General features: G+C 60.8%; 18 protein-coding genes. 6 read left to right on the top strand and 12 right to left on the bottom strand.

Annotated elements, in window-relative coordinates; translation table 11 throughout:
- Positions 1-16: 16 nt before the first annotated feature.
- From HQ912_RS09100 to HQ912_RS09085, 4 genes are all read right to left on the bottom strand, one after another.
- Entirely contained in the window at positions 17-796 is a 780-nt protein-coding gene (locus HQ912_RS09100; protein ID WP_047228178.1) for an ABC transporter permease, read from the bottom strand.
- Complete coding sequence (locus HQ912_RS09095) at positions 793-1,725, bottom strand: ABC transporter ATP-binding protein (protein WP_047228177.1); 933 nt, start codon at positions 1,723-1,725, stop codon at positions 793-795. The genes HQ912_RS09100 and HQ912_RS09095 overlap by 4 nt, the downstream gene beginning before the upstream one ends.
- 133 nt (positions 1,726-1,858) lie before the next feature.
- Positions 1,859-2,482: a glutathione S-transferase family protein gene (locus HQ912_RS09090; RefSeq protein WP_047228176.1), complete on the bottom strand. Its 624-nt coding sequence runs from the start codon at positions 2,480-2,482 to the stop codon at positions 1,859-1,861.
- Positions 2,483-2,527: 45 nt separating this feature from the next.
- Positions 2,528-3,187, bottom strand: coding sequence for a transglutaminase-like domain-containing protein (locus tag HQ912_RS09085; protein WP_173406690.1), 660 nt, complete (start codon positions 3,185-3,187; stop codon positions 2,528-2,530).
- A 382-nt stretch (positions 3,188-3,569) separates the two neighbouring features.
- Here HQ912_RS09085 and HQ912_RS09080 point away from each other — a divergent pair, with 382 nt between their 5' ends.
- Positions 3,570-6,017: an acyl-CoA dehydrogenase gene (locus tag HQ912_RS09080; RefSeq protein ID WP_173406689.1), complete on the top strand. Its 2,448-nt coding sequence runs from the start codon at positions 3,570-3,572 to the stop codon at positions 6,015-6,017.
- An 88-nt stretch (positions 6,018-6,105) separates the two neighbouring features.
- A complete protein-coding gene (locus HQ912_RS09075) occupies positions 6,106-6,513 on the top strand; it encodes a PA2817 family protein (protein ID WP_047228173.1) in 408 nt (135 codons plus the stop codon).
- 30 nt (positions 6,514-6,543) lie between these two features.
- On the opposite strand, the gene HQ912_RS09070 is transcribed toward HQ912_RS09075, so the two are convergent.
- The gene (locus HQ912_RS09070) at positions 6,544-7,500 is read right to left on the bottom strand and encodes a LysR family transcriptional regulator (protein WP_047228172.1); all 957 of its coding nucleotides are present in this window, start codon (positions 7,498-7,500) and stop codon (positions 6,544-6,546) included.
- A gap of 163 nt (positions 7,501-7,663) precedes the next feature.
- Between HQ912_RS09070 and HQ912_RS09065 the strand changes: the two genes are divergently transcribed.
- The 4 genes from HQ912_RS09065 to HQ912_RS09050 all read left to right on the top strand — a co-directional run bounded on the left by HQ912_RS09065 (position 7,664) and on the right by HQ912_RS09050 (position 10,993).
- Positions 7,664-8,302 (top strand): LysE family translocator, encoded by a 639-nt coding sequence (locus HQ912_RS09065; RefSeq protein ID WP_173406688.1) that lies wholly within the window; start codon positions 7,664-7,666, stop codon positions 8,300-8,302.
- Positions 8,303-8,710: 408 nt separating this feature from the next.
- The gene (locus tag HQ912_RS09060) at positions 8,711-9,934 is read left to right on the top strand and encodes a type II and III secretion system protein family protein (RefSeq protein ID WP_047228170.1); all 1,224 of its coding nucleotides are present in this window, start codon (positions 8,711-8,713) and stop codon (positions 9,932-9,934) included.
- 56 nt (positions 9,935-9,990) lie between these two features.
- Positions 9,991-10,701, top strand: coding sequence for a tetratricopeptide repeat protein (locus HQ912_RS09055; protein WP_173406687.1), 711 nt, complete (start codon positions 9,991-9,993; stop codon positions 10,699-10,701).
- 22 nt (positions 10,702-10,723) lie between these two features.
- Entirely contained in the window at positions 10,724-10,993 is a 270-nt protein-coding gene (locus HQ912_RS09050; RefSeq protein WP_092400089.1) for a DUF3613 domain-containing protein, read from the top strand.
- 585 nt (positions 10,994-11,578) lie between these two features.
- Here HQ912_RS09050 and HQ912_RS09045 read toward each other — a convergent pair.
- Genes HQ912_RS09045 through HQ912_RS09015 form a run of 7 tightly spaced genes read right to left on the bottom strand, consistent with a single transcriptional unit; the run spans position 11,579 to position 18,525 of the window.
- Complete coding sequence (locus HQ912_RS09045; protein WP_173406686.1) at positions 11,579-12,544, bottom strand: type II secretion system F family protein; 966 nt, start codon at positions 12,542-12,544, stop codon at positions 11,579-11,581.
- Positions 12,545-12,571: 27 nt separating this feature from the next.
- Positions 12,572-13,558 carry a type II secretion system F family protein gene (locus HQ912_RS09040; protein ID WP_047228166.1) on the bottom strand — a complete coding sequence of 329 codons (987 nt, stop codon included), beginning with the start codon at positions 13,556-13,558 and terminating at the stop codon, positions 12,572-12,574.
- The gene (locus tag HQ912_RS09035; protein WP_173406685.1) at positions 13,555-14,988 is read right to left on the bottom strand and encodes a CpaF family protein; all 1,434 of its coding nucleotides are present in this window, start codon (positions 14,986-14,988) and stop codon (positions 13,555-13,557) included. The genes HQ912_RS09040 and HQ912_RS09035 overlap by 4 nt, the downstream gene beginning before the upstream one ends.
- Before the next feature lie 3 nt (positions 14,989-14,991).
- Positions 14,992-16,212 carry an AAA family ATPase gene (locus tag HQ912_RS09030; RefSeq protein WP_047228164.1) on the bottom strand — a complete coding sequence of 407 codons (1,221 nt, stop codon included), beginning with the start codon at positions 16,210-16,212 and terminating at the stop codon, positions 14,992-14,994.
- A complete protein-coding gene (locus HQ912_RS09025; protein ID WP_173406684.1) occupies positions 16,206-16,700 on the bottom strand; it encodes a TadE family protein in 495 nt (164 codons plus the stop codon). The genes HQ912_RS09030 and HQ912_RS09025 overlap by 7 nt, the downstream gene beginning before the upstream one ends.
- Positions 16,700-17,179 (bottom strand): TadE/TadG family type IV pilus assembly protein, encoded by a 480-nt coding sequence (locus tag HQ912_RS09020; RefSeq protein ID WP_047228162.1) that lies wholly within the window; start codon positions 17,177-17,179, stop codon positions 16,700-16,702. The genes HQ912_RS09025 and HQ912_RS09020 overlap by 1 nt, the downstream gene beginning before the upstream one ends.
- An 8-nt stretch (positions 17,180-17,187) precedes the next feature.
- The gene (locus HQ912_RS09015; RefSeq protein WP_218575714.1) at positions 17,188-18,525 is read right to left on the bottom strand and encodes a TadE/TadG family type IV pilus assembly protein; all 1,338 of its coding nucleotides are present in this window, start codon (positions 18,523-18,525) and stop codon (positions 17,188-17,190) included.
- Positions 18,526-18,533: the final 8 nt, after the last annotated feature.

Genomic DNA, 18,533 nt, shown 5'->3' with positions numbered 1-18,533 from the left:
GCACACCTGCCGAGTTCTAAGTACGCATCCCTCGCCCACTGACCAACAGCCGTGCACATCCCACATAGAGCACCACGGTTGCCACCAGCATGAAGGTGATCGCGACGCTGATCCGGATGTCCGACACCCCAAGGATGCCGTAGCGGAACGCGTTGACCATGTGCAGCACCGGGTTGGCCAGGGACACGGTCTGCCAGAACGGTGGCAGCAGGGAGATCGAGTAGAACACTCCGCCCAGGTAAGTCAGTGGCGTGAGCACGAACGTCGGGATGATGGAAATGTCATCGAAGTTGCGCGCAAACACGGCATTGATGAACCCCAGCAGCGAAAAGATCGTGGCGGTGAACACCACCACCAATATCGTCACGCCCAAATGGTGCACTTGCAGATCGGTGAAGAACAGTGACAGCAAGGTCACGATCAAGCCCACCGCCAACCCGCGCAATACACCGCCCAGGGTGTAGCCGATCAGGATCGTATGGGGCGAAACCGGCGAGACCATCAGTTCCTCGATCGAGCGCTGGAATTTGCTGCCGAAGAAACTCGAGACCACGTTACCGTAGGAGTTGGTGATCACCGACATCATGATCAGCCCCGGTACGATGTAGTCCATGTACGTGAAGCCCCCCATGTCGCCGATCTGCCGACCGATCAGGTTGCCGAAAATCACGAAGTACAAAACCATGGTGATGGCCGGCGGCAGCAGGGTCTGCGGCCAGATCCGCATGAAGCGTCGGACTTCGCGATAAACGATGGTATTGAGGGCGATGAGGTTGGGTCGCAGTTCGGAACTCATACAGCCACCTTCGCCAGATTTTTCTCCACCAGAGACACGAACAACTCCTCGAGGCGATTGGTTTTGTTGCGCAGGCTCTGCACTTCAATGTTTTGCAGCGCCAGTTGGGAGAACAAGCCGGTAATACCGACGGTTTTATCCACCTGGACTTCCAGCGTGTGGTGGTCCACCAGCCGGGCCGGATAGCCGATCAGTTGCGGCGCGGCCTTCAGATCGTTCTTCAGGTCCAGCAGGAACGTCTCCACATGCAGTTGGCTGAGCAACTGTCGCATGCTGGTGTTCTCGACGATGGTGCCGTGGTCGATGATGCCGATGTTGCGGCACAGCTGCTCGGCCTCTTCCAGGTAATGGGTGGTGAGGATGATGGTGATGCCTTTCTGGTTCAGCTCGGTCAGAAAGGTCCACATCGACCGACGCAACTCGATGTCGACGCCCGCGGTCGGCTCGTCGAGAATCAGCAGGCGCGGCTCATGGACCAGGGCACGGGCAATCATCAGGCGCCGCTTCATGCCGCCGGACAATGAACGGGACGGCACATCACGCTTGTCCCACAAACCCAGTTGAGTCAGATATTTCTCGGCGCGCTCATTGGCGATCTTAGGCGGGATACCGTAGTAACCCGCCTGGGTCACGACGATGTCGAAGGTCTTTTCGAACTGGTTGAAATTGAACTCCTGGGGCACCACGCCGATGCAGCGCTTGAGAGCGGCGGGCTCACGGTCCAGATCATGACCGAAGATATTCACCGTACCGCTGGTTTTGTTCACCAGGGTTGAAAGAATGCCGATGGTGGTGGATTTGCCGGCACCATTGGGGCCGAGCAAGGCGAAAAAATCACCTTCGGCGACGTCCAGATCGATACCACTCAAGGCCTGGAAACCGTTGCCGTAGGTTTTGGTTAGCTGCCGGATGGACAGAGCGGAACTCATATCGGATTACGCACCAAGAAGGGGAAGAAACAATTAGATAAGGGCGCACGGCGAGCAATACAACCACGGCGCACGAAGGCAATGGTGCGTGGCGTCGCCGCACAAGTACAGTCAAGCGTGTCGATAGTAAGTATTAAGTCAACGCGGTCATGACCGCCTTGCGATACGCCGGACGCTGCTGCAGCCGGGCGTACCAGGCCTGTAGATGAGGCAGCGCAGCCCGCTCGATGGGCATCTCGAACCAGGCATAAATGAAACTGCCCAAGGGAATATCGCCCATGCCGATTTCATCCCCGGAGAGGTAGGGTTGCTCGCTCAACGTCTGGTCCGCCATCGCCAACAAACCATCGCAGACCTTGATCGCCGCATGGATGGCCGCCCAGTCCTGCTGCTCGGCGGGAGTGCGCAAGACGCCCCAGAACACGGTGCGAAACGGATCGGCAAACGAGGAGGTGGTCCAGTCCATCCATTTTTCAGCCCTGGCGCGAGCCTGGGGGTCTGCCGGATACCAGGCCGAACCCGGAGCATGGCGAGACGCCAGATAACGCACGATGGTGTTGGACTCCCAGAGCACGAAACCGTCATCTTCGATCATCGGGACACGGCCGTTGGGGTTCTTGGCGCGATACTCGGGCGTGTCCACCACGCCGAACGCACCCCCTGCGTCGATGGCCTCGTAGGCCAGCCCCAGCTCCTCGGCGCACCACAGCGCCTTGCGCACATTCGATGAGTTTTTCCGACCCCAGATCTTCAGCATCACGGCTTGCTCCGATGGATAAATGCCGCAGCAGCATACGCCGGATCAGCCGCGACTCAAATCGTCCTGCATGTCGCCAAGCAGGGGCGGCAGTTGCTCGCCGAACAGGTGCGGGTAGCATTTTTCCAGGTGCTCGAAGAAGAACGCTTCGGGCACATCGGCGAATTGGCCGTGGTCGGTGACGTACTCCATCAGCTTGGCGCCCTGTCGATTGAACGGGTGGAAAACGCTGTCCTCGCGGCCATCGAATTCCAGGGGGGCCACATCGAACAACTCACACAAGCCTTGATTGAAGGCCGGCGTGGCCTTGACCCAGCGCTCGTTCAGATAGAACTCGGTATAACCGTGCATGGCGAACACGTCACTCTTGAGCAACTCCAGCAGGCGTGCAGTGGACAAGTGATTACGCACATCCGCCAGGCCGATGCGCGCCGGGATACCACAATGGCGGGCGCAAGCGGCCAGCAAGGTCGCCTTGGGCACACAATAGCTTTCACCGCAGGCCAGTGCGTAACTGCCACGCAGGGTCTGCGGATCGCGGCTGAAGGTATAGGGGTTGTAGCGCACGGCCTCGCGCACCGCGTAATACAGGCTGATTGCTTGTGCCTGCGGGTCGCGATCAGTGCCGCGATGAGTTTCGGCGAACTCAATGACCGCAGGGTGATCGCTGTCGATGAAGCGGCTGGGGTTCAGGTATTGCTGCATGGTCAGGACCTCACGGAAAACGCCTGCGTCCGTAGGAGCTGCCGAGTGCAACGAGGCGGCGATCTTTCCCGGACCATCGAGCCCTGAGAGAAAGATAGACAGATCAAGAGATCGTCCGAACGCGGCCCGCACCTTCGGCAGCGCCTATAGGGCTTGCTTCGAGTCTATCCAAAGCCCACCCTCGGTAATAACGGCGTTTACGCCAAACAATGGCGCTTTCTCACTTTGTTAACGAACGATTTCCCACGGATGTTGCCAACCAGACTGGCGCAATGCATCCAGGGTTTCCCACGAAATCAATCACATCGCGCCGACCGCCGGTTTTGCAGATGCCGTCTAAGCTCTGAGGGTCGGTTTTGCCCTGGTTCACGGAGGATTACATATGCTGTTGTTGTGGATACTGGTTCTGGTTGTCGGGAAAGCCTGGCTGGCGCATCGGCGTACCGCCCCGCTGCCCGCGCTGGGCATCATCGCAGCCTACCTGCTGGCCATGAGCCTGTTCAGCCCCGCTCCCGGTTGGCTGATGCTGATCTTCTGGATCGCGCTCGCCGCCGTCGCGGCTCCACTGCTGCTGCCGGACCTGCGCCGCAAGTATTTCAGCGCGCCGATGTTCAACTGGTTCCAGAAGACCCTGCCCCCCATGTCAGAAACCGAGCGCGACGCCATCGACGCCGGTACGGTGTGGTGGGACGGTGAACTGTTCAGTGGCCGGCCGGACTGGGACACGCTGCTGGCCTATCCCAAGGTGCAACTGACCGAGGAGGAACAGGCTTTCCTCGACGGCCCCACCGAAGAACTCTGCGCCATGGTCAGCGACTGGCAGATCGGTCAGGCCATGGACCTGCCACCCGCCGCCTGGGCACACATCAAGGAGCACGGGTTCTTTGCGCTGATCATTCCCAAGGAATATGGAGGCAAGGGCTTCTCCGCCTATGCCCACTCCCAGGTGGCGATGAAACTGGCCACCCGTAGCGGCGATCTGGCTTCCACCGTGATGGTCCCCAACTCCCTCGGCCCGGCCGAACTGTTGCTGCACTACGGCACCGACGAACAACGCAACCACTACCTGCCACGGCTGGCCCGTGGCGACGATATTCCCTGCTTCGCCCTGACCGGGCCACTGGCTGGCTCCGACGCCGGGGCGATGCCCGACACCGGCATCATCTGCAAGGGCGAATGGGAAGGTCAGGAAACCCTGGGCCTGCGCCTGAACTGGGAAAAGCGCTACATCACCTTGGGACCGGTGGCCACCCTCCTCGGCCTGGCCTTCAAGGCCTATGACCCCGATCACCTGCTGGGGGATGAAGAAGACCTGGGCATCAGCCTCGCCCTGATTCCCACCGACACCCCTGGCGTCAATATCGGCCGTCGTCACCTGCCCCTTGGCGCCGCTTTCATGAACGGACCGAACTGGGGCAAGGACGTGTTCATCCCGCTGGACTTTCTCATCGGCGGCCAGCCCATGCTCGGCAAGGGCTGGATGATGCTGATGAACTGCCTGTCGGTCGGTCGGTCGATTTCCCTGCCGGCTGTGGGCACCGGGGCGGCGAAGTTCACCAGCCTGGTGACCGGCCAGTACACCCAGGTACGCGAGCAGTTCAACGTACCATTGTCGGCCTTCGAAGGTATTCAGGAGGCCATGGCCCGTATCGGTGGCAACGCCTGGATGATGGACGCCGCCCGTATGCTGACCGCCAACGCGGTGGACCTGGGAGAAAAACCTTCGGTGCTGTCGGCCATCCTCAAATACCACCTGACCGAGCGCGGTCGCGAATGCATCAGCCACGCCATGGACGTACACGGCGGCAAGGGCATCATCATGGGGCCCAACAACTACTTGGGACGCAGTTGGCAAGGTGCACCGATCTTCATCACGGTCGAAGGCGCGAATATCCTGTCACGTAACCTGATGATCTTCGGCCAGGGTGCGATTCGCTGCCATCCGTTCGTGCTCAAGGAAATGGCCTTGGCCACGCGTGAAGACAAAGACCAGGCGCTGATCGAATTCGACGGGTTGCTACTCAAACACATCGGTTTTGCCATCAGCAACGCCGCCAGCACCCTGGTACTGAACCTGGGCCTGGGGCGTTTCGAAAGAGCCCCCGGCAACGCCTTGAGCCAGGGTTATTTCCGCGCCCTCAACCGGCAGGCGGCGGCATTCGCCCTGCTGGCGGACCTGAGCATGATGCTGCTGGGCGGTGAACTCAAACGTCGCGAACGCTTGTCGGCGCGCCTTGGGGATGTATTGAGCAACCTCTACCTCGCCTCCGCCGCGCTCAAGCGCTACCACGACCTGGACTCGCCGGACCATATGGAACCGCTGTTCACCTGGGCCATGGAAGAAAGCCTGGGCCAGGCTGAGCGGGCCCTGGACGAACTGCTGGACAACTTCCCGAACCGGGTGCTGGGTGGCCTGTTACGCGTGCTGGTATTCCCCTTCGGCCGCCGCCACAAAGGTCCGAGCGACAGGCTGGACGCTGAAGTGGCTGCAGTGATCGGCCGGGGCAAGGGCGACCCGACCCTCGAGGAGCTGCTACAGGGTTGCTATCGCCCGCAATCGGTCGACGATCCGGTGGGTGCGCTGCAGCACGCTTGCGACCTGCTCGCCGCGGCCCACCCGCTGCACAAGAAACTGCACGGCGCGCTCAAACAGGGTCAGCTCAACCCCGCTCCAGGCGAACAGGTCATCGACGCAGCCCTTGAAGCCGGCGTGCTACAGGCCGGCGAAGCCCAGACCCTGCGCGAGGCCGAAGCGGCCCGACGTAAAGTGATCGACGTGGATGATTTCGACAAGGAGGAACTCACGCTCGCCGAGGACAAGGTCCGCTGATCCTGGCGACCCTGTGCTCTGTGCCATGTAAAAACGGGCGCAAGCGCTTTATACTCCTGCGCCCGTTTTGCTCTTGAGGACTTATCTCGTGTCCAACGTCGTTGCCGATCACCTTGTCTTGCTTGACCACTTGCGCAGCATCCTGGTCGCCGTGGGTGAGGCAGACCAGGTTCCCGAAGAAAGCCATGCCCTGTTTCTGGAGCGCTTCGACGAATTGCGCGCGCAGTTGCCCGTTGATCCGATCGAAAGCCAGTACCTGGGCCAGGACCTGATGTGCCAGGTCATCGTCCGTTATCCACAGATCGCCCACCTGGTGCCTCGTGACCTGCTGTGGTACTTCGCCGGTGACTGCCTGCATTACATGCCCGACGAAGAAATCGCCTTGTACCAGGCTCTGGAAGAACGTCGTTTCGAAGCCGAGCAAAACGACGAACCCTTCGACTGGAACCAGGAAAAGCAATTGCTGGCGATGTCGGATCAGGACAGCAAGCACTGATTGCGATCAGTCATGCAAAGGCCCGCACGGTTAATCCGGCGGGCCTTTTTTGTGGCCCGCCTTGTTCAAAGTAGGCTCCTTCTCCAGGCATTCCACCAGATAATCAATGAACACCCGCAACTTTGGTGGCAGGTAACGGGTAGGCGAATGCAGCAGCCACAAACCACCCTGGTAAGAGGCCAGGAACGTCCAATCCGCCAGCACCTGCACGATCAAGCCTTGCTCCAGCGCATGATGGGCGGTGAAATACGGCAAGCTGCCGATGCCAATGTGCTGCAAGACAGCCTCCAGCCGCACGCCCGTATGATTGGCGGCATAACGTCCACGCACGCCCACGTGGACGGACCTGGTGCCTTTCCTGAATTTCCAGCGAGCGTCGTGTGGGGTTTCTCCCAGGTAGATGCAGCTGTGCTCCAGCAGGTCGTGGGGATGCTCGGGGATGCCGTGCTCGGCCAGGTAGCGCGGCGTGGCGCAGAGCAGGTGGTCAATGGTCAACAACTGACGTCCCACCAGCCCGACCGGCGGCTGGTCGGTGATCCGCAGCGCCAGGTCAACGTGATCGTCGATCAGATCGACCTGTCGATCCTCCAGCAGTAACTCCACATCGACCTTGGGGTAACGACGCAAGAACTCGGCTATGTGGGGATGAATGACAAAGCGCCCCACCGCCTTGGGCACGCTGACCCGGATCCGCCCCTCGGCTTCATGGGCGAACTGGCCACTGATTTCCATCACCGATCGGGCGGCGGCGACCATTTCCCGACAACGCTTGAACACTTCTTCCCCGCCATCGCTCAAGCGCAGCTTGCGGGTGGTGCGTTGCAGCAATCGGGTCGCCAAGGCTTTTTCCAGACGCGAGATGCTTCGGCTGACAGCCGACGGTGACACGCCTGATTGCCTGGCCGCTTCGGAGAAACTGCCGGTCTCCACGACCTTGACGAAAATGGCCATTTCGGCGAGCAAGGCCAGTGATTGATTTGTGCTCATGGAGCAAAAGCTCTGTGAAATTTGAACGGATTATCATCAATTTACACACAACTTATAATCCCGCACACATTCCGATGCGGGTATGGAATATCCGCACCTGAGCCTTTTCTCTTTTTAATCGGTTAGCGCCGCGATGCCTCGCCCCTGACCGTTCGGAGTTGAAATGCTATCGAGCTACCTGGGCGAATTCCTGGCCCTGGCCACCGTTCATTTTCTTGCGGTGGTCGCACCCGGCCCTGATTTCGCCGTGACGATCCGCCAAAGCGTCCGTTTTGGCCGCTGGATCGGGATCTGCACAGCGTTGGGCATAGGCGCCGGTATCTCGGTGCATGTGATCTACACCTTGCTCGGGGTGGGTGCGCTGATGCACACCTTCCCCTGGTTGCTGATGGTCGCCAAAGTGGTGGGCGGTGCCTACATTCTTTACCTGGGCGTCAGCCTGCTGCGCAGCAGACCCAAATCCACGCTTGAAGGTGAACACCCCATCGATCAAAACGCTGCCCGGCAAACGCCATTCAAAGCGTTTGTCACCGGGTTTCTGACCAACGCCACCAACCCGAAAGCCACGCTGTTTTTCCTGGCCATCTTCACCACCCTGATCAGCACCACCACACCGCTGCAGATCCAGGCGTTGTACGGGGTCTGGATGTGCCTGGTGAATGCCCTGTGGTTTGTCGTCGTCGCGTTGTTTTTTTCCAGCGCCCGGGTACGGGAAGTGTTCATGCGCATGGGTCATTGGTTCGAACGGACCATGGGCGTCATCCTGATTCTGTTTGCCGGGCGGTTGATCCTTTCGCTGTAAATACGTCCCGAAATCGCACAAAAGACAAATTATTGACGGCGACTTTGCCGAGAATTTCCCTCCCGTCACTTTTTAGTCGTTTTTTTCGTTTATGGCGTGGCGCTTTGCCATGCATGAACTACCTTCAAAAAGAAGCGGGCACGGCGGTGAATAAATCACCCCCTAGGGCGACCCGATCAACACCGGTCACCCTGCTCGTCACCCCGGTATCGCGGGGCTCAAACAGTTTTTTCGAAAGCTGCCTGCCATTCAGTCAGGCCGGTGGGACGCGCTCGCTCGCTTGTAGCGACGAGGCGCTCACCACCGCCGCTCAATGGTCTGGTGCAATACAAGGGGCAGCCCGGGCCCCTTAAGTGATCCGAGGCATTTGTTAAGCCTAGGGACGGCCTCTCTGTCGAGGATCACTTCATGAGCTATCGTACCCCGCCCGCTTTAAAGCACTTGATCCATGGTCTGTTCTGGATGGGCCTTGGCCTGGAAGCGGCCCAGGCCGCAACGGCAAATTGTGCTCAGTTGGACAATTTGCCGGCGACCTTCGAGGTTGGCCAAGGGCTTCAGAACGAATTGCGTATCCTGGCCCCCGTAACGAAGCTGGCAGTGGGCGACCCGAAAATTGCCGACGTGCAACCCAGCGGCAGCGATGCCTTCATCCTTACGGGCCTGGCGCCCGGGGCCACCAGCCTGATGGTCTGGACGGCCTGCTCAAAAATCCCCCGCCAGAGCATGATCTTCGTCAAAGGCAGAGCCACCTCGGCACTGACCAGCGCCGCGAGCGTACCCTCCGAAGACCCCATGCTGCTTGCCCAGGTGCAGACTGACATCCGTTTCGTCGAAGTCAGTCGGACCAAGCTCAAGGAAGCTTCAACCTCTATTTTCGGCAGCCGTGGCAACTTCCTGTTCGGCGCGCCGAGAACCCTGCCCACCATCGGTGGCGTGGTGCGGCCTTCATTGCCGGTCAACAACGACATGTTCAACCTGTCCTTTGCCACCGGACAAACCCTGCTGATGATCAATGCGCTGGAAGGCAGTGGCTTTGCCTACACCCTGGCGCGGCCGAGCCTGGTGGCCCTGAGCGGGCAGAGCGCGAGCTTCCTGGCCGGCGGCGAAGTGCCGATCCCGGTGCCCAGTGCCGGCAGCGACAACGTGTCCATCGAGTACAAGGAATTCGGTATCCGTCTGACCTTGACGCCCACCGTCGTCGGAACCAACCGCATCATGCTCAAGGTGGCGCCGGAAGTCAGTGAACTGGATTTCACCAACGCGGTGAACATCGCTGGCACGCTGGTTCCGGCGCTCACCGTACGCCGTACCGATACCAGTATTGCCCTGGCCGATGGCGAAAGCTTTGTCATCAGCGGCCTGATCAGCACGCGCAATGCCTCTCAGGTGAACAAATTACCGGGGTTGGGCGATGTTCCGATTCTCGGTGCGTTCTTTCGCGATAACTCCATCAATCGCGAAGAACGCGAGCTGCTGATGATCGTCACGCCGCACTTGGTCCAACCGTTGGCCGCCGACGCACAACTGCCGACGTTGCCGGGCGAACAGCTGCGCAATTACGACCCGAACTTCTACCGCATGTACTTCCTTGAAAACGGCGAGTTCGACAACCGTAACGGGCTGTCCCAATGAGCCGGGGCCTGAGGTGCAAGCGTCCACGTGTTCAACCTGATACGAGGGGACATTCAATGAAAGCGGTGATCGCGATAGCCGCAACGGTGCTGCTGGTCGGCTGCGCCAGCAACGGCGTGGCTTCACGTCCGACCAGTTGCATCAAGCCAGGCTCCGATCAGGAACTGGCGCTGAACCTGGCCGATGACATGGCCAATGACGGACGTTTGTATGCCAGCCTGGCGAACCTCGAAGGTCTGCCGGAGGATCTGGTCCAGGTCCGCCTGCGCAAGGCGCGAGTGCTGCGTCTGATGGGACGTAACGAGGCAGAGCCGTTGTACCAGAGCCTGCTCGGCACTTGCCTGGCCGCTGATGGCGAGCATGGCCTCGGCCAGTTGGCTGCCGCCAGGCATGATCATGCTGGCGCCACCGAACACCTTGAGCGCGCTGTGAAAATGTCCCCCACCGAAGGAAAAATCCGCAATGACCTGGGAGTTGTCTATCTCAATCAGCGACGGATCCCTGAAGCCCGCTTCGAGTTCATGACCGCCATGGAGCTCAGACAGTCAGACTCGCTGGCCGCCTTCAACATGGTGACGCTGCTGATTTACCAGGACAACTGGAAGCAGGCAGCCGAACTGGCAAACATGGCCAACCTGAGCCCCAAACAAGTGGCAGATGCTCAAGCCCGGGCGGAAAAAATCAGAGGCTCGGCCCCTGCCGGGGCGACATCCCCCGCGAACCGTCTGACCGATGTGGCCGACGCCTCATCCGATGCGGTCAAGTAGCGCCTTACGAGGAGTCCAAGAGATGAAAACCAGACAACTGTTGATCGTGTGCATGACTTGCCTGTCCACCACAGCCTGGGCCATTGAACCCGGCCCCTCTTCGGCTGCGCAACAGGGCACGGAGAGCTGGATGCAGCTGCAGATTCGCGGGGTGGTGGCCTCAACTCACCTGCAAACCGCCTCGGCCACCGAACGGGAATTGGCCATGCAGCGCTGGCTCAATAGCTTCAATTACCCGATCCCGGAATTCTTCGAACAGGACTCGGGTGGGGAAATCACCAGCAGCAACTGAAACACAGTGGAAAACAAAAGATCGCAGCCTTCGACAATGCCTACACCGGATCGGATGTAGGCATTGTCGAAGGCTGCGATCTTTTGCTCTGCCTTGCATAAAGCTGAACGCGCCTGTTTGTGGCGCGAGACCCTATCCCCGCGGGACTGCGCAGCCCTTCAGGAAACAACCGCCCATGCAAACTGAGTCTTGCGCAGGTCCGGCCAATGGGTGAGACGCCAATCCCCGGTTTCAGGACCGCTAAGCGGCCCAGCGGGGATCAACCCTCTCGCCACGGGCGTTGGAGTTCGGTTGGGTATGGACTTCGATCGTTCCCACGCTTCTGCGTGGGAATGTCGCCAGGGACGCTCCGCGTTCCGCTTCTGGAAGGTGACGCAGAGCGTCACGGGATGCATTCCCACGCAGAGCGTGGGAACGATCAAAAATAACCCCTGGCTGAGTGCTGGCTTTCAGACTGTCACTATCGTGGCGAGGGAGCTTGCTCCCGCTGGGCTGCGCAGCAGCCGCAAACCGGGGCTGCAGCGCTGCTCGAGCGGGAGCAGGCTCCCTCGCCACAGGCTTGTACAACCGGGACCGTATGCCCCTCTACATATTTCCAAAGGCCCTGAACACGCCAATCATGGCGGGGCCGATGGCGACCAGGAAGAAGCTTGGCCAGAGGCAGAAGATCAGCGGAAAGATCAGCTTGGTACCGATTTTGGCCCCCATTTCCTCGGCCGCCTGGGTGCGCCGGTCACGAAACTCATCGGCGTAGATACGCAGGGTATCGGCCACGCTGGTGCCGAAGCGGATGCTCTGGGCCAACAGGCTGACCAGGCCCTGGATATCATCCAGGCCGGTGCGCAGGGCCAGTTGCTTGAGAGCGTCGGTGCTGGTGATACCCGCGCGGATCTGCGCGTTCACCAGGGCCAGCTCTTCGGCCAGCTCAACCTGGCTGACCGACATCTCTTCGGCCACCCGTTCTATGGTGGTGGGCAGAGCCAGGCCTGACTCGACGCACACCACCATCAGGTCCAGCGCATCGGGAAATGCCGCCCGCAGCCGCGCTTGTCGCGCCTGCTTGCGCTTGCCGACGTACAGCGCCGGCAGCAACCATCCGATACCCGCCATCAAGGTCGCCACCAGCAAACCGACAATCAAGGACACCTTGATCAGCGGCAGCAGCAGTAACGTAACGCCAAGCAGCAGCAACGGCAGCATCAGGCGCACGGCCCAGTACATCTGCACCGCCGACGCGGAACGGTAGCCGGCGTGTGTGAGCAGGGTCAGGGTGGCGCTGGCCTGGGCCGGGTCAGTCGCTGCGAACCGCTGGCCGACCCGCTCCAGCAAGAGTTGCAGGTTACTTGGCGCCTCCTGCCCTTGCGTGCTGCCGGAATATCCCCGCTTGATCAGCGCCAGACGCCGTTGCACCGGGTCCTGCAGGCCGAGCATCAGCAAGATCATGGCGACGACCGCCAGTACCGTACTGAGACCGATCACGGCGATGAACAACAGCCGTGCCGCCTCCTCGTTTCCCGTAAACCGACTGAACAACCCGAGCAGAAAATCCATGACTGATACCTCTCGCCGCAAGGGCGCTTAAACCTGGATCCGGATGATTTTTCGGATCCAGAGAATCCCCAGCAACATGGCGCCGAACGCGAACATGATCAGCTTGTGGCCTATAGGGTCGTTGATCAGCACCGGCATGTAGCTGGGGCTGGTGAGCACAATGGCGATCGCCAGCACGAAAGGGATCGCCACCAGCACCCAGGCCGACATGCGCCCTTCCGCCGACAAGGTCCGGATCTTGCGCTGGAAGCGGAAGCGCCCGCGGATCAAGCGGCTCAGGCGCTCCAGCACTTCGGTCAGATTGCCGCCGGTTTCGCGGTGGATAAGTATGGAGGTCACCAGCATCATCACCGTCATGCTCGGCATGCGCTCCAACAGCCCGAGCATGGCCCGGCGCACATCGTTGCCATAGTTGATGTCGGCGAAGGTCATGCCGAACTCCTGGGCGACCGGCCCCCTGTGCTCCTCGGCAACCAGGCGCAGGGTTTCGTTGAACGGGTGCCCGGCGCGCAAGGCCCGGCACATGGCGTCCAGCGCATCCGGCAAGCCTTCCTCGAAGGCGGCGAAGCGCTTGCTACGATCACGCATGATCTTCAGCACCGGCAGCCAGGTCACCGCAAAGGCCGCCAGCAGCGCCATCCACCACACCGGCCAGAACATCAACACCACGGCACCGGCCGCTACGCCCAGGGCCAGGCCGAGCGCCATTACCCGATAGGCTCGGTATTCGTGGCCGGCCTGCTCGATCAACTGGGTCAGGTTGGCCATGAACGGCAATTGTTCAAGCCGGGCTTCCAGGGGCGACAAGCGCGTCAGGTACTTCTGCCGCAACACGGTCTGCATGTTGGGCAGATGGTTGGCTTTCTCCAGCACATGCAGGCGCCCACGGATGCGCTTGCGCATTTTGCCGGCCTCGCCGAACACCGGCACCACCACGCCCTGGGACAGGAGGAAGACGGCGATGAACACCATGGCGAGAAAAATCAGGATGAACTCACTGGGGATGTTGTTCATGACGTCCGAGCCTCCATCCACTCAGGGCGGAACAGGGTCAGCGGCAACTCGATGCCGCGCCTGGCCAACACGTCGCGAAAGGCCGGGATCATGCCGCTGGGCCGATAATCTCCCAGCACCTCGCCGTTTTCCCCAATGCCTTGGCGCGCGAAAGAGAAAATTTCGGTCATGGTGATGATCTCCCCTTCCATGCCGTTGATCTCTTGCATGCTCACCACACGACGTTTGCCGTCTTCTTGACGCTCCAGCTGGATCACCACATCGATGGCAGAGGCAATTTGTTGACGCATGGCCTTGATCGGAAAAGTCGCGCCGGTCATCGACACCATGTTCTCGATTCGCCCCAAGGCATCGCGCGCGGTATTGGCGTGGATTGTGGTCAACGAGCCATCGTGGCCGGTGTTCATGGCGGTGAGCATGTCCAGCGCTTCGGCGCCGCGCACTTCGCCGATGACAATGCGGTCCGGACGCATCCGCAGGCTGTTGCGCACCAGTTCCCGCTGGCTGACCTCGCCGCGCCCCTCGATGTTTGAAGGACGGGTTTCCAGGCGCACCACGTGAGGTTGCTGCAGTTGCAGTTCGGCCGAGTCCTCGATGGTAACGATGCGTTCGTTGTGGGGGATGAAACTGGACAGCACGTTGAGCATGGTGGTCTTGCCACTGCCGGTGCCGCCGGAAATCAGCACATTCAAGCGCCCACGGACAATCGCCTTGAGCAACAAGGCAATGGCTGGGGTCATGGTGCCCACCTGGATCAGGCTGTCAGTGTTGAGCAGGTCCACGGCAAAACGACGGATCGACATGCTCGGACCGTCGATGGCCAGTGGCGGGATGATTGCGTTGACCCGCGAGCCGTCCTTGAGCCGGGCGTCCACCAAAGGGGACGACTCGTCGATACGCCGGCCCAGGCTGGAGACGATGCGATCAATGATGTTCAGCAGATGCTGGTCGTCGCGAAAGCGCACGTCGGTTCTTTGCAGCTTGCCGAAGCGCTCGACATAGACCGAGGCAAAACCGTTGACCAGGATGTCGGACACGCTATGGTCGGCCAGCAACGGCTCCAAAGGCCCCAGCCCGAGCACTTCGTCGGTGATCTGCTTGATGATCAACTGACGGCTGGCGGAGCTTACCGGCGCCGAATGCTCATCGAGCAAACGCTGGCAGATATCGCGTATCTGCCTCGCCGCCTCGGCCTGCTCGAGGGAGTCGAGCAAGGACAGGTCCATGACCTTGAGCAGTTGCTGGTAGATTTTTTCCCGCCATTGGGCTTCCACCGGGGTGACCTGACTACGGGTTTCGTAGAGCACGTCGGGGATGGCATGTTCCCAGGCCATCAATTGCTCTGTCGGATCCGGCAGGCTGTCGCCAGCCAGTTCAATGGCCGGTTTACCGGACTGTTTACGCAAGCGGTTGCGGAAGTCGCTGATCATGGGTCATCCCCCGAAAAAACGGTTGAAGGCACGTTTGAGCAGGCCTTTGTCTGCGGCCATCTGGTGACCGACCAGGTCTTCGGTCAAATCGCGCAGGGCAACGGTGATGGCCGCCCTCGGCGCATGCAGCCCCAACGGCACGCCAGTGTTCTGACTCTGGCTGACCAGGTTGAAGTCATTGGGTAATTTCGACAGATTGGTGCACCGCAGGGCTTCTGCGACATCCTTGAGGCTGACCGCAGCCGCCTTGTCATAGCGGTTGACCACCACCTGCAACTGGTCCCCGCGCACGCCCAGGTCCTCGCGAAGAATCCGCACCAGGGCGCTGGCATCGCGCAGATGGCTGACGCTTTGTTGAACCACCACGTAGACCCGGTCGACCTGCTCCAGCACAGAGCCGGTGAGGTGGTCGATCTGACGCGGCAGGTCCACTACCACCCAGTCATAGCTGGCACGGGCCAATTGCAACAAGGCGTCGAGTTGTTCCGGCTGGGCGTCCTGTGGCAGGCACAACTCGCCGCTACGGCCACCCAGCACGTGCAGGGTCGGACTGAAGTGGCTGCAAAAACCCCGCAGGGCGATACTGTCCAGGTCCTCGACCTGTTGCAGCACTTGCAGATGGCTATGGGACTGGGCCACATCCAGATAGTGGGTCACGCTGCCAAATTGCAGGTCCATATCCAGCAGCAGAGTGGTACCTGCCTGGGCGCTGAGTTGCTGGGCCAGGTTGCAGGCCACCAGCGTTGCACCGGAACCACCCTTGGCGCCGATCACGGCGACCAACTTGCCTTCGGCGCCGTGGCCGACACGGACCTCCGCAACCAGACGATTCAGGGCGGCCACCAGTTCCGTCTCGGCGAAAGGCTCGGGCAGCACGTCCCGGGCACCGGCCTGCATTGCCAGCCGCATGCCTTCCTGCTCGCCCATCAGACCGCACACCAGCATCGGTGGACGCTCATGGGCAGGCCGCTGCAGCAACGCCGCCAGCTCTTCGCGCCACAAGTGACTGACCCGCAACAACAGCAGATCGGGCATTCGCTCCAGGCCATAGAGCGGATCGACATGGCCGTTGCTCACCAGGCGCGTGCTCACTTCCAGGCAAGGCATGCGCTGGCAGACGCATTGCAAGTCGCGCAGGGACGAAGCGTCACGGCTGCTGATCAGTAACCGCAGCCCGGCTTTGCCGGTGACGGTCGACAGTGGAGTTTCCCTGGTATTCAGCATGGTGTGATCTCCCCGGAATCGGAATGACGCCCAAGGCTTTCGCGTGGCAAGGTCGCCCTGAATGTGGGCAAGGTAATGGGCACGCCAAACCCAGGAATGAACAGATTGAAAACGAAGTTCTGCACGCTCAACTGGACGTAACGGATAGCGCGGAAGCCGTTGGCGCTGACCGTGTCGGCGGGGTTCGCCACCACCGCGCCGTTCACATCCAGATAGGTCAGCGCCAGGTTCGAGGTGGCGAGACTGCTGATCAGTTGGCTGGTGCCTGCGTCCGTCGCGGCGTTGAAGATGGCCCGGCGCAACACCACCGGATCGTTGATGTTGCACACCGCCGCCAGACGCGCGCCGCGCCGCGCGGCCTCATCCAAGGCATTGGCGGTGAAATACAGCCGGCCCATCTCCACCACGCCAAACAGCAGGATGAACACCAGCAGGCCAACGAAGGCGAACTCCACGATATAGGTGCCTTTCATGTGCTTGTTGTTCATCACAACGCCCTCATGACGGTGGTCGCGACCAGTGGGATTCCCAGCGCAATGGCACTGCCGAAAAAACCGGGAATTGTTCCGCCGCAATTGCCCGCTCCAATCACCGGGCAAAAGGTGTAGGTGATGGTGACACGCACATGGTCAGCCCCCACCGCCGCGACCTCCACGTTAGCCGTGGTCAACCCGGCCACCACAGCGGTGCCGGCCTGGCTCGGGGTGCCATACACCGCGACGTTTTTCGTCTGGGTCTGCAGCGTGTTGTTCAGGGCAATGGTGCCCAGGGTGGTATTCCAGGCCTGGCTGGCGACGAATCGATTGGCATCACGGCTGGCCTGTAGCAGCACGTTGTATTGGAAGAGCATGCGGCCGAACTCGCCAAAAGCCAGCAACAGCAGCAACAACAACGGCAGCACCAGGGTGAATTCCACCAGCGCCACGCCTTGCTGGGCCTGCGCGGGTTTGAAATGGGCAAGTCTCATGACGCCTCCTACGAGTCGGTGCTCGGAGTGCCGCTGCCGTTGAGATAGGTTTTGTAGAGCTGAATGACCTGCGGCCCGGTATCGCTGACCGGCGTGGGGCCGGGCACATTATCGCCTTCGCATTCCTGGACGAACTGGCCAAAGATGATGGAGTCCGAACCTCCGCCATTCACCGGTTGCACGACGAAATAGCAGCCAAAACCCAGGACGGGAATCGAGGTAGAACCGCTCAGTTTGCCGGTGCAATCACCGATCACGATCTTGAGCATCCGCCGTTCGAAAACCCCGTTGCTCTCACAGCCATTGCCAGCTCCGGCCACACAGGCGGCAACCGCTGTTCGCCAGTCGTTGTAGTCCAGTATTGCCTCGCCGCCGGCCGAGAGATCACCGCTGCTCGAAGTAATGGGCTGTCCTTTGTATTGCGCCTGGGAGAGCGAATCGTTATAGGTCATCGCCGGGTTGCTCGAAGTGGTGACCAGGTCGGGTGGATAGTCCGAAGAACTGACCGGACCGTTATAGATACCGAATCGCGTGTTCAAGCCCTGGGAAGTCGGGCCGGCTTTGTTGCCCGGTGCGGTCTGGACGTTGTCCCCGACACTGCGGCAGACCGAACCGCCGCCCGCCAGGTCTTCGCGCACAGCACTGCCGCCGGAGCCGAAATCGAGCAGTTGGAAATTGCCCGGGCCAATGGGCGACGTGTTGCCCGCGGCCGTCTTCAGCACCGTCAGGTCGCCAAAGCGGTAACTCCAGAAATTCCCGGCAGCCGGGTCGTATTGGCTGGTGTCGCCGCAGACCATCAAGGGCGCCAGATCACACGGAGCCGTCGGGCTGGGGCCTGCGGTGGCGATCGCCGCCACGGCCTTGTTGCCCAGGCCGGCACTGCCCATCGTTTGAACGAAACTCCAGAAAAAACCGCTCAACCGATAGCTGGACACAGACACTCGCACGTATTTGGCATCCGCCGGCCCGGGATAGGAGAACGGGCCATAAACGCTGCTGGCCAACTCCACTGCGGCGAACGCAGCCGGGTTGCCGGCGACAGCGGTTGCCAGTTCAGCGTTGCCCGCAGCGTCGGCATTGCGTGTCAGCGTGTCCAGGGCAGCGGCCCGAGTCGTGCTGGCCATGTTGAGCCCTCCCGTCACCTGGCTCAGGGTCTTGGCGCCGCTCAGGGCCGCGGCATCCACGGCATTTTGCAGACGGGTCTTGTTCAGCAGCATGTGTCCGCCATCCAGGGCCAATGCCGCCATCATGGAAATCGCCATTAACGCGATCACCATCAATACACTCACTGCTCCTTCCTGGCGCCGAGGCGTCGCAGTGACAGGCTGCCGGATACTGGGATTCATGATCGAGC

The organism is Pseudomonas sp. MPDS (genome assembly GCF_013283895.1).
GTDB classification, from domain to species: Bacteria; Pseudomonadota; Gammaproteobacteria; order Pseudomonadales; family Pseudomonadaceae; genus Aquipseudomonas; species Aquipseudomonas rhizophila.
This window is presented reverse-complemented; position numbering and strand designations above follow the sequence as displayed.

Excerpts from the sequence above, each read along its gene's own strand:
- HQ912_RS09015 (WP_218575714.1), bottom strand. The coding sequence starts at position 18,525 with ATGAATCCCAGTATCCGGCAGCCTGTCACTGCGACGCCTCGGCGCCAG.
- HQ912_RS09050 (WP_092400089.1), top strand. The coding sequence starts at position 10,724 with ATGAAAACCAGACAACTGTTGATCGTGTGCATGACTTGCCTGTCCACC.
- HQ912_RS09065 (WP_173406688.1), top strand. The coding sequence starts at position 7,664 with ATGCTATCGAGCTACCTGGGCGAATTCCTGGCCCTGGCCACCGTTCAT.
- HQ912_RS09020 (WP_047228162.1), bottom strand. The coding sequence starts at position 17,179 with ATGAGACTTGCCCATTTCAAACCCGCGCAGGCCCAGCAAGGCGTGGCG.
- HQ912_RS09035 (WP_173406685.1), bottom strand. The coding sequence starts at position 14,988 with ATGATCAGCGACTTCCGCAACCGCTTGCGTAAACAGTCCGGTAAACCG.
- HQ912_RS09080 (WP_173406689.1), top strand. The coding sequence starts at position 3,570 with ATGCTGTTGTTGTGGATACTGGTTCTGGTTGTCGGGAAAGCCTGGCTG.
- HQ912_RS09055 (WP_173406687.1), top strand. The coding sequence starts at position 9,991 with ATGAAAGCGGTGATCGCGATAGCCGCAACGGTGCTGCTGGTCGGCTGC.
- HQ912_RS09030 (WP_047228164.1), bottom strand. The coding sequence starts at position 16,212 with ATGCTGAATACCAGGGAAACTCCACTGTCGACCGTCACCGGCAAAGCC.
- HQ912_RS09025 (WP_173406684.1), bottom strand. The coding sequence starts at position 16,700 with ATGAACAACAAGCACATGAAAGGCACCTATATCGTGGAGTTCGCCTTC.
- HQ912_RS09100 (WP_047228178.1), bottom strand. The coding sequence starts at position 796 with ATGAGTTCCGAACTGCGACCCAACCTCATCGCCCTCAATACCATCGTT.
- HQ912_RS09070 (WP_047228172.1), bottom strand. The coding sequence starts at position 7,500 with ATGAGCACAAATCAATCACTGGCCTTGCTCGCCGAAATGGCCATTTTC.
- HQ912_RS09060 (WP_047228170.1), top strand. The coding sequence starts at position 8,711 with ATGAGCTATCGTACCCCGCCCGCTTTAAAGCACTTGATCCATGGTCTG.
- HQ912_RS09095 (WP_047228177.1), bottom strand. The coding sequence starts at position 1,725 with ATGAGTTCCGCTCTGTCCATCCGGCAGCTAACCAAAACCTACGGCAAC.
- HQ912_RS09045 (WP_173406686.1), bottom strand. The coding sequence starts at position 12,544 with ATGGATTTTCTGCTCGGGTTGTTCAGTCGGTTTACGGGAAACGAGGAG.
- HQ912_RS09040 (WP_047228166.1), bottom strand. The coding sequence starts at position 13,558 with ATGAACAACATCCCCAGTGAGTTCATCCTGATTTTTCTCGCCATGGTG.
- HQ912_RS09090 (WP_047228176.1), bottom strand. The coding sequence starts at position 2,482 with ATGCTGAAGATCTGGGGTCGGAAAAACTCATCGAATGTGCGCAAGGCG.
- HQ912_RS09085 (WP_173406690.1), bottom strand. The coding sequence starts at position 3,187 with ATGCAGCAATACCTGAACCCCAGCCGCTTCATCGACAGCGATCACCCT.